This window comes from Streptomyces sp. BB1-1-1 (assembly GCF_031597775.1).
Classification (GTDB): Bacteria; Actinomycetota; Actinomycetes; order Streptomycetales; family Streptomycetaceae; genus Streptomyces; species Streptomyces thinghirensis.
On record NZ_CP134203.1, the window covers coordinates 7,827,997 to 7,843,720 of the forward strand.

A 15,724-nucleotide genomic window follows, 5' to 3' on the forward strand; every position below is an offset into this window, starting at 1 on the left:
CGGGGCGTCTCAGGCCGCCTGAGTACGGCGTACGCACTCGGTGACGACGTCCCGCAGGCTGCCGGTGCGCTCCAGCAGTTCGCGCTGCACCCGGGCACCGTTGCCGTGCCGCAGCAATTCGCCGACGCCGTCCCGCACCCGGTCGAGGTCGCCGTCGTCGGCCAGCGCGTCCCCGACGTGGTCCAGCAGCGCTCGTACGACCGTCTCGGCCGGCATCCGCCGCATCGTCGCGGGGTGCAGCAGTTCCTCCGTCAGCCCGGACCGGGCCGCCCGCCAGGCCGCGAGACGCAGCAGGCTCACACTGTGCTCGGCCGGCTCCGTGCCCTCCCGCCACTCCCGCGCGGCCGTGCCGACCAGCGCGCGGGCGAGGGCCGCGACGACGACGGCCGTCCCCGCGTCCAGGCAGACGTCCGCGACCCGGAACTCGACCGTCGGATAGCGCTGGGAGAGCCGGACGTCGAAGTAGATCATCCCGTCGTCGAGGATCGTGCCGGTGGCGAGCATGTCCGCGACCCGCCGGTGGTAGGTCTCCGCCGAGCCGAACAGCTCCGTCGGACCGGCCGACGGCCAGCGCTGCCAGACCCGGCTGCGATAGCTGCTGTAGGAGGAGTCCCTGCCCTGCCAGAACGGCGAGTTCGCGCTCAACGCGGCCAGCACCGGCAGCCAGGGCCGCACCCGGTCGATCACCGCGACGCCCTCCTCGTCGGACTCCACCGAGACGTGCACGTGGCAGCCCAGGACGAGCTGCTCCTGGACCACGACGCCGTACTGCTCGGCCATCCAGTCGTAGCGGCGGTTCACGCCGACGGACGGGGTCACCGGCAGCGGCGACGTCGCCAGCGCGGCCACGGCGCAGCCGATTCCCCCGGCGTGGCCCCCGGCCTCCGCACGGCAGCGGACGATCTCCGCGTGCAGCCGCTCCATGTCCGACTGCGGATGCGTGGCGAACTCGACCATCTGCTCGTGCAGTTCCTTCTCGAACACGTCCTGCTCGGCATCGTCCAGTGAGGCCCGGGCGAGCACGGCGGCGGACAGCGCCCGCGGCTCACCGGTCTCGGGGTCGACCAGGAGGAGCTCCTCCTCCACTCCGACGGTGCGCACGTGATGCCGCCTTTCAGTGGGCCCGGTCGCGGCGGCGACGAGGTCTTCTAGGTCCGTTGGACCACCGACTGCCCCGGGAAGGCGGCCGGACACCTGGTCGCGCCGCCGCGCCTCACAGGGCGTACGGCATCAGCCACACCGTCGCCAGCGGCGGCAGGGTGATCCGGAGGCTCCCGTCCTCGGGCTTTAGCGGGTCGGGATTGCCCACGCCGCTGCCGCCGTACTCCTCGGCGTCGGTGTTGAGCACCTCCTGCCAGGCGGTGACCTCGTCGCCGACGGCGAGGCCGTACTCGTGCCGGACGACCGGGGAGAAGTTCGACACCGCCAGCAGCGGAGTGCCGTCCGCGTCGTACCGCAGGAACGCGAAGACGTTGTCCTCGGCCGCGTCCACGGCGACCCACCGGAAACCGGCCGGATCGGTGTCGCGCTGCCACAGCGCCGGCGTCCGCCCGTAGCAGGTGTTGAGCTCGCGGACCAGGTCCTGGATCCCGCGGTGGTCGGACGCCGAGTGGTACCCCTCGTCCAGCAGCCACCACTCGGGGCCCTGCTTCTCCGACCACTCGGCACCCTGCGCGAACTCCTGCCCCATGAAGAGCAGTTGCTTGCCCGGGTGCGCCCACATGAAGCCGAGGTAGGCGCGCACGTTCGCCCGCCGCTGCCACCAGTCGCCCGGCATCTTCGACACCAGCGCCTGCTTGCCGTGCACCACCTCGTCGTGGGAGATCGGCAGGCAGTAGTTCTCGCTGTAGGCGTACACCATCGAGAAGGTCATCTCGTGGTGGTGGTACTTGCGGTGCACCGGCTCGTGCGCGACGTACTCCAGCGAGTCGTGCATCCAGCCCATGTTCCACTTCAGGCCGAAACCGAGACCGCCGGTGTCGGTGGGCCGGGTCACCCCGCCCCACGCGGTCGACTCCTCCGCGATGGTCACCACGCCGGGGCAGCGCCGGTAGACGGTCGCGTTCATCTCCTGGAGGAACGCCATCGCCGCCAGGTCCTCCCGGCCGCCGTACTGGTTGGGCTCCCACTGGCCCGAGTCGCGCGAGTAGTCCAGGTAGAGCATCGAGGCGACCGCGTCGACGCGCAGCCCGTCGATGTGGAACTCCTCGCACCAGTACACGGCGTTCGCCACGAGGAAGTTGCGCACCTCGGTACGCGCGAAGTCGAAGGTGTACGTGCCCCAGTCCGGGTGCTCCGCGCGCCGGGAGTCCCCGGGTTCGTACAGCTGGTCCCCGTCGAAGCGGCCCAGCGCCCAGTCGTCCTTCGGGAAGTGCGCCGGCACCCAGTCCATGATCACGCCGAGACCGGCCCGGTGCAGGGCGTCGACCAGGTACCGGAAGTCGTCGGGCGAGCCGAGGCGCGCGGTCGGCGCGTAGAAGCCGGTGACCTGGTAGCCCCAGGACGGGCCGTACGGGTGCTCGGCGACCGGCATCAGCTCGACGTGGGTGAAGCCGAGGTCCCTGACGTACGCGGGCAGCTCCTCGGCCAGCTCGCGGTAGGACAGCCCCGGCCGCCAGGACGCCAGGTGCACCTCGTACACCGAGAACGGCGCCTCGTGCACGGGGGTCTCGGCCCGGGTCCGCATCCACTCCCCGTCGCCCCACTCGTACGCCGACGCGGTCACGACGGACGCGGTGTTCGGCGGTTCCTCCGCCGCGCGGGCCATCGGGTCGGCCTTGAGGAACCGGTGGCCGTACCGCGAGTGGATCTCGAACTTGTACCGGGTGCCCTCGCCGACGCCCGGCAGGAACAGCTCCCACACCCCGGACGAACCGAGCGAGCGCATCGGGAACGCCGTGCCGTCCCAGTGGGTGAAGTCGGTGGCGACCCGCACCCCCTGGGCGTTCGGCGCCCACACCGTGAACCGGGTGCCGGTGACGCCCTCGTGGGTCATCGGCTCCGCGCCGAGGGCCTGCCACAGCTGCTCGTGCCGTCCCTCGCCGATCAGGTGCAGGTCGAGTTCGCCGAGGGCGGGCAGGAAGCGGTACGGGTCGTGCGTCTCCTGCTCGCCCTCCTCGTACGTCACCACGAGGGTGTACGCGGGGATCTCCGCCAGTGGCAGGACACCGGAGAAGAGACCGTCCTCCTCCGACACCAGGCCGTGGCGCTCGCCGGCCACCACCACGCTCACCTCGCGGGCGAACGGGCGCAGCGCCCGGAAGGCGATGCCGCCCGGGACGGGGTGGGCGCCGAGCAGGGCGTGCGGGTCGTGGTGGGCGCCCGCCAGCAGGCGCCCGCGGTCGGTCGGGTCGAGGGGCGGGGCGGTTCCGCACGCACCGGGTGTGGGCGGGACGGGACCGGACGGCTCGGGGAGCGAGGTGTCGCGGAGGGCCACGGGTCAGTCTCCTCTCACGGCGAGTCGTTCGATCGCCGCCATGGGTACGGGAAGCCAGTCGGGGCGGTGCCGGGCCTCGTACAGCACCTCATACACGGCGCGGTCCGTCTCGTAGGCGCGCAGCAGGCCGTGCTTCTTACGGGGGTCCCATCCGGCGCGGGCGGCGTAGCCGGCGCAGAACGCCTCCCGGCAGCGGCGCGCCCACTCGGGGCGCCACGGGCGGCGCTGCCGGGCGGCGTAGTCGAAGGAGCGCAGCATGCCCGCGATGTCCCGCACGGGGGAGTGGGCGCTGCGCCGTTCGGACAGCGGGCGGGACGGTTCGCCCTCGAAGTCGATGACGAACCAGTCCCGGCCGGCCCGCAGCACCTGCCCCAGGTGCAGGTCGCCGTGGATGCGCTGGGCGGGAGGTCCGGAGTCGCAGGTGGACAGCGCCGCGAAGGCCGCCCGCAGCCCGGGCACGAAGGGCTGCAGCGCCGGTACGCAGTGCGCGGCGGTGGTCAGCCGCTCGGTCATCGCCGCCGCCGTCCGGCCGTTCTCCCCGGGCGGGCCGGCCGGGAACGCCGAGGCCAGCGCCAGGTGCACGTCGGCCATCGCCCGCCCCAGCTCGCGAGCCTGCACGGTGAAGTCGTCCCCGGACGCCAGCGCGTTCAGGGAGAGGGTCCAGCCGTCCGAGGCGTCGTGCAGGAACGGCTGGAGCACACCGAGCGTCGCCTCGTAGGGATGGGTCGTCCGCATCCACGCCACCGGCGCGGGGACCCGCCCGCAGCCCTGCCTGGCCAGCGCGTCCGGCACCTCCAGGTCGGGGTTGACGCCGGGCTGGATGCGCCGGAACAGCTTCAGGATGAACTCGTCGCCGTAGATCAGCGACGAGTTGGACTGCTCGGCGTCCAGCAGCCGCGGCACGAGCCCGCCGGGCACCGGCCGCGCGGGGTCGGACTCGAAGCGCAGCGGTCCCGCCTTGCCGGGGTGCCGGAGCCGTTCCAGGAGCAGCTGGGCCGACCGGGGGTCGTGCAGCGCGTCGTAGACCGTCCGGCCGGCCAGCGGGCCGTCCTGCACCTGCCCGATGATCGCCCGGCCCAGGCGCGGTGACGGCTGCTCGCGCACGCCCAGCAGCAGCTGGTAGCAGTCGCCGGCCGGGGGAGCGCCGCCCGGGGCGGGCACGGGGCCCTGCCCGGTGTGCACCAGGAGGTGCAGACAGCCCGGGAAGAGCTCGGTCATCGACAGCAGACCGAGCTCGGCCACGAGCCGGTCCTTGCCCGCGAACCAGCGCTGGCGCGGCAGCCACTCCCGCAGCAGCTCGCCGAGCGAGGCCATGGTCTCGGCGAGATGCCCGCGTCTCGGGCGCAGGGGTGCGGTCTTCGGCATGGTGACGCGTCCTTTCCTCGGCCCACGCTCAAACGCGGCGGCCGATGCGGGATGCGACTCGGGTGAGCCGGAACCAGTAGAAGCCGTGGCCCCCGAGGGTCAGCAGGTACGGCAGTTCGCCGATGGCGGGGAAGCGGACTCCGCCGAACAGCTCGACCGGATGGCGCCCGGCGAACTCCCGCAGGTCGAGTTCGGTGGGCTGCGCGAACCGCGCGAAGTTGTTCACGCACAGCACCAGGTCGTCCTCGTACTCCCGCAGGAAGGCGAGCACAGCGGGGTTGGAGGAGGGCAGTTCGGTGTAGGTGCCGAGGCCGAAGGCCGGGTTCTGCTTGCGGATCTCGATCATCCGGCGGGTCCAGTGCAGCAGGGAGGACGGCGAGGCCATGGACGCCTCGACGTTCGTCACCTGGTAGCCGTAGACCGGGTCCATGATCGTCGGCAGATACAGGCGCCCCGGATCGCAGGTCGAGAACCCGGCGTTGCGGTCGGGCGTCCACTGCATCGGGGTCCGTACGGCGTCGCGGTCGCCGAGCCAGATGTTGTCGCCCATGCCGATCTCGTCGCCGTAGTACAGGATCGGCGAGCCCGGGAGGGCGAGCAGCAGAGCGGTGAACAGCTCGATCTGGTCGCGGTCGTTGTCCAGCAGGGTGGCCAGTCGGCGGCGGATGCCGATGTTGGCGCGCATGCGCGGGTCCTTGGCGTACTCCGCGTACATGTAGTCGCGTTCCTCGTCGGTGACCATTTCGAGGGTCAGCTCGTCGTGGTTGCGCAGGAAGATGCCCCACTGGCAGCCGGACGGGATGGCCGGGGTCTTGGCGAGGATCTCGGAGACGGGGTAGCGGGACTCGCGGCGTACGGCCATGAAGATCCGGGGCATGACCGGGAAGTGGAACGCCATGTGGCACTCGTCGCCGCCGGCGGCGTAGTCGCCGAAGTAGTCGACGACGTCCTCCGGCCACTGGTTGGCCTCCGCCAGCAGCACGGTGTCGGGATAGTGCGCGTCGATCTCGCTGCGGACGCGCTTGAGGAACGCGTGGCTGGCGGGCAGGTTCTCGCAGTTGGTGCCCTCTTCGGCGTACAGATAGGGCACGGCGTCGAGGCGGTAGCCGTCGACGCCCAGGTCCAGCCAGAACTTCAGCGCCGCCAGCATCTCCTCCTGGACGGCCGGGTTCTCGTAGTTGAGGTCGGGCTGGTGGGTGAAGAAGCGGTGCCAGTAGTACTGCCCGCGGACCGGGTCGTAGGTCCAGTTCGACGCCTCGGTGTCGACGAAGATGATGCGGGCGTCGGAGTACCGGGTGTCGTCGTCCGCCCAGACGTAGTAGTCGCCGTACGGGCCGTCGGGGTCCTTGCGGGACTCCTGGAACCACGGGTGCTGGTCGCTGGTGTGGTTCATGACGAAGTCGATGATCACGCGCATGCCGCGCTGGTGGGCGGCGTCCACGAACTCGACGAAGTCGGCCAGGTCGCCGAACTCGGGCAGCACGGCGGTGTAGTCGGAGACGTCGTAACCGCCGTCGCGCAGCGGCGACTTGAAGAAGGGCGGGAGCCACAGGCAGTCCACGCCCAGCCATTGCAGGTAGTCCAGCTTGGCGGTGAGGCCCTTGAGGTCGCCTACGCCGTCGCCGTTGCTGTCCTGGAAGGAGCGGACGAGTACCTCGTAGAAGACGGCTCGTTTGAACCAGTCCGGGTCACGGTCCTTGGCCGGGGTGTCCTCGAATTTGTCCGGCACGGGCTCGTTCACGGTCATGAGGCTCCTGACCCTCCGTTCTGGGGCGTGGCGGCGGACGGCCGGCGGACGTGGAAGACGTGAGCGGGGGTCCGGCCGGGCTCCAGCCGGACGTAGTTCGTCCGGCCCCAGTGGTAGGTCTCGTCCGTGAGTTCGTCGTGGACCGGCACCGTCTCGTGCCAGTCCAGGCCGAGCTGCGGCATGTCGAGCGAGATCGTGGCCTCCTGGGTGCGGTGGGGATCGAGGTTGGCTACCACCAGCACGACGTCGGCCCCCACGCGCTTGCTGTACGCGATCAGCGCGTCGTTGTCGGTCCGGTGGAAGCGCAGGTTCCGCAGCCGGTGCAGCGCGGGATGGTTACGCCGGATGGTGTTGAGCCGGCTGATGAGGGGGGCGATGGTGGTGCCCTCGCGGGCGGCGGTGGCCCAGTCGCGTGGTTTGAGCTGGTACTTCTCGCTGTCGAGGTATTCCTCGCTGCCTTCGCGCAGGGGGGTGTTCTCGCAGAGTTCGTAGCCGCTGTAGATGCCCCAGGTGGGGGAGAGGGTGGCGGCGAGGACGGCGCGGACCTCGAAGGCGGGGCGGCCGCCGTGCTGGAGGTAGGCGTGCAGGATGTCGGGGGTGTTGGCGAAGAAGTTGGGCCGCATGTAGGAGGCGGCGTCCCCGGAGAGTTCGGTGAGGTACTCGGTCAGTTCCTGCTTGGTGTTGCGCCAGGTGAAGTAGGTGTAGGACTGCTGGAAGCCGATCTGGGCCAGGGTGTGCATCATCGCGGGGCGGGTGAAGGCCTCCGCCAGGAAGATCACGTCGGGGTCGGCGCGGTTGATCTCGCCGATCACGCGTTCCCAGAAGACGACGGGTTTGGTATGGGGGTTGTCGACGCGGAAGATCCGCACCCCGTGGTCCATCCAGAAGCGGAGCACGCGGACCGTCTCGGTGACGAGTCCGTCGAGGTCGGCGTCGAAGGCGACGGGGTAGATGTCCTGGTACTTCTTGGGCGGGTTCTCGGCGTGGGCGATGGTGCCGTCGGGGCGGTGGTGGAACCAGTCGGGGTGTTTGTGGACCCAGGGGTGGTCGGGGGAGCACTGGAGGGCGAAGTCGAGGGCGACCTCCAGGTCCAGGCGGGCGGCTTCGGTGACGAAGTGGTCGAAGTCGTCGATCGTGCCCAGCTGGGGGTGGACGGTGTCGTGGCCGCCTTCGGGGGAGCCGATGGCCCAGGGGACGCCGACGTCGTCGGGGGTGGCGGAGAGGGTGTTGTTGCGGCCTTTGCGGTGGGTGGTGCCGATGGGGTGGACGGGGGGCAGGTAGACGACGTCGAAGCCCATCGCGGCGATGGCGGGCAGCCGGCGGGCGGCGGTGCGGAAGGTGCCGTGGGGCTGCTCGGGGGTGCCCTCGGAGCGGGGGAAGAACTCGTACCAGGCGCCGTACAGGGCGCGTTCGCGCTCCACGAGCAGGGGCAGCGGGTCGGAGGTGGTGACCAGCTCGCGCAGCGGATGCCGGGCCAGTACCGCGTCCACCTCCGGCGTCAACGCCGCCGCCAAACGGGTGGCCACCGGCAGCGTGTCGTCGAGCAGCGCGGCCGCGGCGGCCAGCACCACGGCGCGCCCGGCGCCCTTCGGCACACCCGCGGCGGCCCGCCGGTACAGCTCGGCGCCCTCCTCCAGGACCAGGCCGGTGTCGATACCGGCCGGGATCTTGATGCGCGCGTGGTGCTTCCAGGTGGCGACGGGGTCGCTCCACGCCTCCACCCGGTAGGTCCAGTCGCCCGGGGCGCCCGGGGTGACCTCGGCGCCCCAGCGGTCGGTGCCCGGGGCCAGCTCCCGCATCGGCGTCCACGGGCCCGGCCGGCCCTCGGGGTCCTTCAGCACGACGTTGGCGGCGACCGCGTCGTGCCCCTCGCGGAACACGGAGGCGGTGACCTGGAACGTCTCTCCGGCCACCGCCTTCGCCGGGCGCCTGCCGTACTCCACCACCGGGTGGACGTCCCGTACCGGGATACGTCCGATCCCCACGGTCGCACTCATCCGTTCTCACCTCCGCCGTGCTCGGGGCCGGGCCGCAGCCCGGCCGTTCGGGTCAAGCCGCGCCGGAGGGGGTCTTCCGCCCCGACGGGGAGAGCCGGTCCGCCCGTTCCTGCGCATGGGTGACCAGGTCCGTTCGCAGATACCGTTCGGCGGCGTCCGCGGCCTCACGTGCGCACCGCTTTCCCATCAGCACGCAGAGGGTGTAGCCGGAGTCCTCGAAGGTGGACCGGACGCCCACGTCCGCCGGGGACGCGAGCATGGAGCGTTCCCAGGCGCGGTAACGCCGCAGCTGCCGGGCGACTTCGCTCTTCGCGGGAAGCAGCATGGCCGGTCACCTTCCGGACGGTCCGGGGGTACGGACGATCGAGTTCTTCACACATGGTGCACGGGTGGTGACGCGCCGTCTTGTTGGATCTTCAACTGCTTTCTCGTGTTGCACGAATGGACTACTGCTCTCACTCTGGAGTGACTCAGAAGCGATCAGTGCTCACGCTTCGTGTTCGGGGAGCTCGTCCCCCAAGGGACGAGGAGGAGCGAGAGCTTTCGCGGTGAGGAGCCACGACGATGAAGACCGCAGTGCCCTGCTACTACCACCTCGATGTGGAAGTGAGCCCGGAACGGGTCGGACAGGTCAGGCGCATCCTGGCCGCTCACCTCCGGTTCTGGAACCTGGAGAACCTCGTCGAACCCGTCTGCTCGGGCGCCGAAATGCTGCTTCGGGCGATCGACGAGCACGCGAGCGACAAGCACACGTCGATCGAGATGTGGTGGAACCACCAGCACCTCATCACGGCCGTGGGGGGCAACGACCACGCGCTCCGGCCCGACCAGGACCTGCGCACCTGCCTGCAGCACCTCGCCGCCACCAGCGACGGCTGGGGCTGCTGCGCCGCCGACACCGGTGCCAAGGTGATCTGGTTCTCGCAGCGCGCCCGGGCCGGCGAACGCGTCCCGCTGGTGGCGACATCTCCGGAGCCGATCACCCAGGAGGGGCTGGAAGTGCCGCGAGAGATCATGCCGGTGGCCCGGGTGGCCGGACCGGCCGGCAGGACGAACGGCGTTCTGGAGGAGGCCCGGTGACCCGCGCCAGGCCGAACTGGAAGGGGTCGCCCGTGTGGAGCGGGCACCCCTACCCCCTGGGGGCCGCGTACGACGGACAGGGCACCAACTTCGCACTGTTCAGCGAGGTCGCCGACCGCGTCGACCTCGTCCTCGTCGACGACGACGGCACCCACAGCACCGTCCCGCTGCCCGAGGTCGACGGCTTCGTCTGGCACTGCTACCTGCCCGGCGTCGGCCCGGGGCAGCGCTACGCCTACCGGGTCCACGGTCCGTGGGCCCCGGCCGTCGGCCACCGCTGCAACCCGGCGAAGCTGCTCCTCGACCCGTACGCCCGGGCCGTGGACGGGATGGTGGACAACCACGCCTCCCTCTTCGAGCGGGCCAGGGGCAGGGCCGACCCGGGGGACAGCGCCGGGCACACCATGCTCGGGGTGGTCACCGACCCGTTCTTCGACTGGGGCGACGACCGCCCGCCGGGGCGCCCGTACTCGGAGAGCGTGATCTACGAGGCGCACGTCTGCGGACTCAGCCGCACCCACCCCGACGTGCCCGAGGAACTGCGCGGCACCTACGCCGGGCTGGCGCACCCGGCGGTCGTGGAACACCTGACGTCCCTGGGCGTGACCGCCGTGGAGCTGATGCCGGTGCACCAGTTCGTGCACGACGGCCACCTCCAGGACCGGGACCTGTCCAACTACTGGGGCTACAACACCATCGGCTTCTTCGCGCCCCACAACGGCTACGCCGCCCACGGCACCCGCGGCCAGCAGGTCAACGAGTTCAAGTCGATGGTCAAGGCCCTGCACGAGGCCGGCCTCGAAGTGATCCTCGACGTGGTCTACAACCACACCGCCGAGGGGAACGAGAAGGGCCCCACCCTCTCCTTCCGCGGCATCGACAACGCCTCGTACTACCGCCTGGTGGACGGCGACTGGCAGCACTACTACGACACCACCGGCACCGGCAACAGCCTCCTGATGCGCCACCCCTACGTGCTCCAGCTGATCATGGACTCGCTGCGGTACTGGGTCACCGAGATGCACGTCGACGGCTTCCGCTTCGACCTCGCCGCCACCCTGGCCCGGCAGTTCCACGAGGTGGACCGGCTCTCCGCGTTCTTCGACCTCATCCAGCAGGACCCGGTGATCAGCCGCGTCAAGCTGATCGCCGAGCCCTGGGACGTCGGCGAGGGCGGATACCAGGTCGGCAACTTCCCGCAGCTGTGGTCGGAGTGGAACGGCATGTACCGGGACGCGGTACGGGACTTCTGGCGCGGCGAGGAGCACACGCTCGGCGAGTTCGCCTCCCGGCTGACCGGCTCCTCCGACCTGTACCAGCACAGCCGGCGCCGCCCGCGCGCCAGCGTCAACTTCGTGACCGCGCACGACGGGTTCACCCTGCGCGACCTCGTCTCCTACAACGACAAGCACAACGAGGCCAACGGCGAGGGCAACCGGGACGGCGAGAGCCACAACCGGTCCTGGAACTGCGGCGCCGAGGGCGAGACCAAGGACCCGGCCGTCCGGGAGCTGCGCGGCCGCCAGCAGCGCAACTTCCTCGCCACGCTGCTGCTCTCGCAGGGCATCCCGATGCTCTGCCACGGCGACGAACTGGGCCGCACCCAGCGCGGCAACAACAACGCCTACTGCCAGGACAACGACATCTCCTGGGTCGACTGGCGGCTGAACGGGGAACAGCGCGCGCTGCTGGACTTCACTAGGCGCGTCATCGCGCTGCGGGCCGGCCACCCCGTGCTGCGCCGGCGCCGCTACTTCCGCGGCGACACCCCCACCCACGCGGACCAGCCGCTGCCCGACCTGGTGTGGCTGCTGCCCGACGCGCGGGAGATGACCGACGACGACTGGCAGCGTTCCGACGCGCACGCCGTCGGCGTCTTCCTCAACGGCGACGCCATCGCCGAACCCGACCCGTGCGGCCGGCCGGTCGAGGACGACTCCTTCCTGCTGCTGTTCAACAGCCACTGGGAGCCGGCGGCCTTCCGGCTGCCCGACGCCACCTACGGCGAGCGCTGGGCGACCCTGATCGACACCGCCGACCCGGAGGGCGTCCCCGACGAGGCGGAGCACAAGGCGGGCACCGTGGTGACCGTGGAGCAGCGCAGTCTGGTGCTGCTCTCCCGGCCGTCCCGCACCGGCCGGTGAGCAGCCCGTGAGGTCAGCTGCCGAGGCGGCGCGCGGTCACCGTGAACTGCGCGCCGTCGGCGTCCCGGAGCACGGCCTCGTCACCGCTCACGGACAGCACGCTGCCGCCGTGCCGCTCCGCGGTGCGGGCGCAGGCCGCCACGTCCTCGACGGCGAAGTGCACCTGCCAGTGCGGCCGGATGGCCGGGTCGGGCGCCGCTCCCAGGGCCCCCGACTCGATGCGCGCCACCACGTCGCCCTGGCTGCGCAGGACCACCTCGTCGCCCTCGTACTGGACCTCGCAGCAGCCGCCGGGCCCCGCCCAGTCGAAGATCTCGCCGTAGAAGATGGCGGCGTCGAAGGCGTCACGGGTGTGCAGCCGGATGAAGGCGGGTCGCGAGGTGCGCCAGGTCTCCCAGTCGGAGAACAGCTCGCCCTCCCAGATCCCGAAGGTCGCGCCGTCCCGGTCGGCCAGCAGGGCCGCCCGCCCGGGCGGGAGGGAGATCGGCCCGACCGCGGACGTGCCGCCGCGCTCCTGCACCCGGGACGCGGCCTCGTCGGCGCTGCGCACGGCGAAGTACGGCGTCCACGCCACCGCCATCTGCCACATCGCGGCGACCGCGGCGATCCCGGCCACCGGCACCCCGTCGGCCAGGGCGATCCGGAAGGGCTCGCCCAGCTTGCCGGGCCGCCACTGCCAGCCCAGTACGGCGGAGTAGAACTCCTCGGTGGCCTTCAGATCACGGCTGGTCAGACTCACCCAGCAGGGAGCCCCGAACACGGAGTGCGTGGACAGGAGGCTCTCGCCGGCGGGGAAGGGCATGTCGTGGTTCATGGCAGTCGCGTCCTGGTCTCGTCCACCGGCAGCCACCGGCTCCACACCAGTGTCCGGCCGGGAGTGCGGCGGGCGCCTGCCGAGTACCCCGGGCGCGGCGCCGAAACGGTGGCGGACGAGCCCCGGACGGCCCAGTGGCGCGAGGAGGCGCAGGTGGCGACGATGGATGCGTCGGAGCGGCATCGCGCCGCACAGGCGGCGGTGGCCCGCCGGATCCGGAGGTGATCATGCCCACGGACTGGGGCTCGGACCAGACCGGCTCGGACCAGCTCTTCCAGCTGCAGGAGCAGGTCCGGCAGCTGAAGGAGGCGGTCGTCTCGCACGCCGTCGTCGACCAGGCGATCGGGATGGTCGTCGTCCTCGGCAGGGTGACGCCGGACGAGGGATGGATCGTCCTGAAGGAAGTTTCCCAGCATACGAACATCAAACTGCGCAATGTGGCAGAAATGATACTCATCTGGGGGCGCACCGGAGTGATGCCGCCGGAGATCCGGGCCGCCCTCGAGGACGCGCTGGACCGGCACGGCCCGACGCAGATCCCCGGTGCCGCACCAGGGATCTGAGTCAGCGGGCCTCCGCGAGGATCTCGTCGCGGATCCGGTCGAAGCAGCCGCTGAGCAGCCGGGAGACGTGCATCTGGGAGATGCCGAGCTGCTGCGCGATGCGGCTCTGCGTCATCCCGCCGAAGAAGCGCAGGTAGAGGATGGTGCGCTCGCGCTCGGGCAGCGCCTCCAGGCAGGGCCGGACGGCCACCCGGTCCACCACCGCGTCGAAGGCCGGATCCGGCCCGCCGAGCGCGTCCCCGAGGGCGTACCCGTCGGTGCCGGGCATCTCCGCCTCCAGCGAGAGCGCGGAGAAGCACTCCAGGGCCTCCATGCCGGTACGCACCTCGACCGTGGTCAGCTGCGCGTGGTCGGCGATCTCCTCGATGGTGGGGGCGCGTCCCGGTGTGGTCTGTGCCAGCTCCTTCGCGGATTTGCGCACCCGGTTGCGCAGGTCCTGGATCCGCCGCGGCACGTGCAGGGTCCACATGTGGTCGCGGAAGTGCCGTTTGATCTCGCCGGTCACGGTCGGCACGGCGTACGCCTCGAAGGCGTGGCCGCGCTCCGGGTCGTAGTGGTCGACGGCCTTGACCAGGCCGAGGGCCGCCACCTGGTAGAGGTCCTCCAGGTTCTCGCCGCGGCCCCGGAAGCGGACCGCGATCCGCTCGGCCATGGGCAGCCACACCTGGATCAGTTCGTCCCGCAGCGCCTTGCGCTCCGGGCCCTCGGGCAGCCCCGCGAGGCGAGCGAAGGCCGCGGCCGTGTCGGGAGCGTCGTCGTGCGGATGGGGCTTGGTTCTGCCGGCGATACGCATCATGCGCACCTCCCTCAGCAGGGGTGCGGGCAAGTCCTCATATATATGGATACTGAGCGCGAATGCCCCGGACGGCCACCCGAACGGCTGCGGACCGGTGAGCGAGACGGCGTCGCCGCCGAACGTGATGTGCGGCACGCTCTGAGTGATCGCCCGGAGGGGGCGTCGGCGGATACTTCCTGCGCAACGCTTGATCGCTGATCAAAAGGGGCGAAGTCCCTGGCCACAGCGCATTCCGCTCATTTGACAGTGCACTGAGCGCACAGATAGGAAGCAGCGTCGAGAGGTCGAGAGGGGCACCGTGTACGAGCCGAACGTGGTCGGGGACTGGCAGGAGTACGACGAGCACGCCGGTCTGCGGGTCCGCGTCCACCGACTTGAGCCGGCCGAGCCGCCGCGTGGACGCGACGACGCCGCCGAGGGGCTGACGTACTTCTGTGTCCGGGTGACCGTCGAGAACCGAGGCGCCCGGCACCTCGGCATCCACCTGGAGGACGGCCAGATCGACGTGCGGATCGGCCCCGACGGGGAGAGCGCCTTCCTCGACTGGCGCAACTCCCAGTTCGTCGAGGGCTTCGACGTCTACCCGCTGCGCCGGGCCACCGCCGTGCTCTACGCCGCCGGCCCGGAGGCGAGCCTTGGCCAGGTGGACGTCCAGGTGCAGTTGCGGGTGGACGAGGAGTGGGCCGACCGCCGGCTGTGGACCGGCGGCCTCGGGCTGCACGACGGGAGCGCCGGAACCCTTTCCGGCACGGTGCGTGACGACGGGCTGGCGCACCAGGTGAGCGCCTTCCTGCGGGGCCAGGCGGAGGAGGGCTCCGCCTGATCACAGGTCGGCCGCGCCTCAGTGCGCGATGCCGTCGATGATCTCGCGGGCGCCCTGACGCAGCAGGGCCACGGCGACCGACGTGCCGAGCGTCGCCGGGTCGAGCCGGCCGGCCCACTCGTGGGCGTTGAGCCGGGTCTTGCCGTCCGGGGTGAAGACGCAGGCCCGCAGGGAGAGTTCCCCGCTCCGGTCCACGCGGGCGTATCCGGCGATCGGGCTGTTGCAGTGCCCCTGCAGCACATGCAGGAACATCCGTTCCGCCGTCGCCTCCCGATGGGTCCCCGGATGGCCGAGGCCGCTGACCGCGTCGATGAGGGCGGTGTCGCTCTCGCGGCACTGCAGGGCGAGGATGCCCGCGCCGATCGGCGGCATCATCGTCTCGGGGGAGAGGACCTCGCTGATCACGTCACGGCGGCCGATGCGCTCCAGGCCGGAGACCGCGAGGAGCAGGGCGTCCGCCTCGCCGGCGGCCAGCTTCGCCAGTCGCCGGTTGGCGTTGCCCCGGAACGGCACGCACTGCAGGTCCGGGTGGGTGGCGGCCAGCTGGGCGACGCGGCGCACCGAGGAGGTGCCGACGCGGGTCCCGGCCGGCAGCTCGTCCAGGGTGAGCCCGTCCGGATGGATCAGCGCGTCCCGGATGTCGTCCCGCTCCAGGAACGCGGCGAACACCGTGCCCGCGGGCAGCGGCCGGTCGGCGGGCACGTCCTTGACGCAGTGCACCGCCAGATCGGCCTCGCCCGACAGCAGCGCGGCATCCACCTCCTTGGTGAACGCGCCCTTGCCCTCCACGAGCGAGAGGTCGCCGAGCCACTTGTCGCCGGTGGTCTTCACCGGCACGACCTCGGTGCGCACGCCGGGGTGGAGGGCCGCCAACTCGGCCCGGACGCGCTCGACCTGCGCCAGGGCCATGGGGGAGTCGCGGGAGACGATGCGGATCAGTTCGGGGACGGACATGCGGA

Annotated in this window: 14 protein-coding genes; 5 read left to right on the forward strand and 9 right to left on the reverse strand. The window is 71.3% G+C overall.

Features of this window, described 5'->3' with window-relative positions:
• Window positions 1-9: 9 nt before the first annotated feature.
• The 6 genes from RI578_RS35905 to RI578_RS35930 all read right to left on the reverse strand — a co-directional run bounded on the left by RI578_RS35905 (window position 10) and on the right by RI578_RS35930 (window position 8,870).
• Window positions 10-1,101, reverse strand: coding sequence for a glutamate--cysteine ligase (locus RI578_RS35905; RefSeq protein WP_310874966.1), 1,092 nt, complete (start codon window positions 1,099-1,101; stop codon window positions 10-12).
• A 112-nt stretch (window positions 1,102-1,213) separates the two neighbouring features.
• Window positions 1,214-3,436: a 1,4-alpha-glucan branching enzyme gene (glgB, locus tag RI578_RS35910; RefSeq protein WP_310874967.1), complete on the reverse strand. Its 2,223-nt coding sequence runs from the start codon at window positions 3,434-3,436 to the stop codon at window positions 1,214-1,216.
• A 3-nt stretch (window positions 3,437-3,439) separates the two neighbouring features.
• On the reverse strand, window positions 3,440-4,801 hold the full coding sequence (locus RI578_RS35915) for a maltokinase N-terminal cap-like domain-containing protein (RefSeq protein WP_310874968.1): 1,362 nt from the start codon (window positions 4,799-4,801) through the stop codon (window positions 3,440-3,442).
• Window positions 4,802-4,829: 28 nt separating this feature from the next.
• Window positions 4,830-6,548 (reverse strand): maltose alpha-D-glucosyltransferase, encoded by a 1,719-nt coding sequence (gene treS, locus RI578_RS35920; RefSeq protein WP_310874969.1) that lies wholly within the window; start codon window positions 6,546-6,548, stop codon window positions 4,830-4,832.
• Window positions 6,545-8,545 carry an alpha-1,4-glucan--maltose-1-phosphate maltosyltransferase gene (locus RI578_RS35925; RefSeq protein ID WP_310874970.1) on the reverse strand — a complete coding sequence of 667 codons (2,001 nt, stop codon included), beginning with the start codon at window positions 8,543-8,545 and terminating at the stop codon, window positions 6,545-6,547. Before RI578_RS35925 ends, treS begins: the two co-directional genes overlap by 4 nt.
• A 52-nt stretch (window positions 8,546-8,597) precedes the next feature.
• A complete protein-coding gene (locus tag RI578_RS35930; protein ID WP_310874971.1) occupies window positions 8,598-8,870 on the reverse strand; it encodes a DUF5133 domain-containing protein in 273 nt (90 codons plus the stop codon).
• 239 nt (window positions 8,871-9,109) lie between these two features.
• Between RI578_RS35930 and RI578_RS35935 the strand changes: the two genes are divergently transcribed.
• Both RI578_RS35935 and glgX read left to right on the forward strand, forming a co-directional pair.
• Window positions 9,110-9,625, forward strand: a complete 516-nt coding sequence (locus RI578_RS35935) for a pep a2 (protein WP_310874972.1) — start codon at window positions 9,110-9,112, stop codon at window positions 9,623-9,625.
• The gene (gene glgX, locus RI578_RS35940; RefSeq protein ID WP_310874973.1) at window positions 9,622-11,769 is read left to right on the forward strand and encodes a glycogen debranching protein GlgX; all 2,148 of its coding nucleotides are present in this window, start codon (window positions 9,622-9,624) and stop codon (window positions 11,767-11,769) included. The genes RI578_RS35935 and glgX overlap by 4 nt, the downstream gene beginning before the upstream one ends.
• A 13-nt stretch (window positions 11,770-11,782) precedes the next feature.
• Here glgX and RI578_RS35945 read toward each other — a convergent pair whose 3' ends face one another.
• Entirely contained in the window at window positions 11,783-12,583 is an 801-nt protein-coding gene (locus RI578_RS35945; RefSeq protein WP_310874974.1) for a VOC family protein, read from the reverse strand.
• Between RI578_RS35945 and RI578_RS35950 the strand changes: the two genes are divergently transcribed.
• Together RI578_RS35950 and RI578_RS35955 are read left to right on the forward strand one after the other, a co-directional pair.
• Window positions 12,575-12,808 (forward strand): hypothetical protein, encoded by a 234-nt coding sequence (locus tag RI578_RS35950; protein WP_310874975.1) that lies wholly within the window; start codon window positions 12,575-12,577, stop codon window positions 12,806-12,808. The two genes, RI578_RS35945 and RI578_RS35950, sit on opposite strands and share 9 nt — an antisense overlap.
• Before the next feature lie 2 nt (window positions 12,809-12,810).
• Window positions 12,811-13,146 (forward strand): ANTAR domain-containing protein, encoded by a 336-nt coding sequence (locus RI578_RS35955; protein ID WP_310874976.1) that lies wholly within the window; start codon window positions 12,811-12,813, stop codon window positions 13,144-13,146.
• Window position 13,147: 1 nt separating this feature from the next.
• Here RI578_RS35955 and RI578_RS35960 read toward each other — a convergent pair whose 3' ends face one another.
• The gene (locus RI578_RS35960) at window positions 13,148-13,939 is read right to left on the reverse strand and encodes a SigB/SigF/SigG family RNA polymerase sigma factor (RefSeq protein ID WP_310875951.1); all 792 of its coding nucleotides are present in this window, start codon (window positions 13,937-13,939) and stop codon (window positions 13,148-13,150) included.
• A gap of 301 nt (window positions 13,940-14,240) precedes the next feature.
• On the opposite strand from RI578_RS35960, the gene RI578_RS35965 reads away from it, so the two are divergent.
• Window positions 14,241-14,765 carry a hypothetical protein gene (locus RI578_RS35965; RefSeq protein WP_310874977.1) on the forward strand — a complete coding sequence of 175 codons (525 nt, stop codon included), beginning with the start codon at window positions 14,241-14,243 and terminating at the stop codon, window positions 14,763-14,765.
• Between the two features lie 18 nt (window positions 14,766-14,783).
• Here RI578_RS35965 and hemC read toward each other — a convergent pair whose 3' ends face one another.
• A complete protein-coding gene (gene hemC, locus RI578_RS35970; protein ID WP_310874978.1) occupies window positions 14,784-15,719 on the reverse strand; it encodes a hydroxymethylbilane synthase in 936 nt (311 codons plus the stop codon).
• Between the last annotated feature and the right edge of the window lie 5 nt (window positions 15,720-15,724).

What these genes read in the sequence shown, in the direction of transcription:
- RI578_RS35960 (WP_310875951.1), bottom strand. Translation starts at nt 13,939, where the DNA reads ATGCGTATCGCCGGCAGAACCAAGCCCCATCCGCACGACGACGCTCCC.
- RI578_RS35915 (WP_310874968.1), bottom strand. Translation starts at nt 4,801, where the DNA reads ATGCCGAAGACCGCACCCCTGCGCCCGAGACGCGGGCATCTCGCCGAG.
- treS (WP_310874969.1), bottom strand. Translation starts at nt 6,548, where the DNA reads ATGACCGTGAACGAGCCCGTGCCGGACAAATTCGAGGACACCCCGGCC.
- RI578_RS35945 (WP_310874974.1), bottom strand. Translation starts at nt 12,583, where the DNA reads ATGAACCACGACATGCCCTTCCCCGCCGGCGAGAGCCTCCTGTCCACG.
- RI578_RS35935 (WP_310874972.1), top strand. Translation starts at nt 9,110, where the DNA reads ATGAAGACCGCAGTGCCCTGCTACTACCACCTCGATGTGGAAGTGAGC.
- hemC (WP_310874978.1), bottom strand. Translation starts at nt 15,719, where the DNA reads ATGTCCGTCCCCGAACTGATCCGCATCGTCTCCCGCGACTCCCCCATG.
- RI578_RS35955 (WP_310874976.1), top strand. Translation starts at nt 12,811, where the DNA reads ATGCCCACGGACTGGGGCTCGGACCAGACCGGCTCGGACCAGCTCTTC.
- RI578_RS35930 (WP_310874971.1), bottom strand. Translation starts at nt 8,870, where the DNA reads ATGCTGCTTCCCGCGAAGAGCGAAGTCGCCCGGCAGCTGCGGCGTTAC.
- RI578_RS35925 (WP_310874970.1), bottom strand. Translation starts at nt 8,545, where the DNA reads ATGAGTGCGACCGTGGGGATCGGACGTATCCCGGTACGGGACGTCCAC.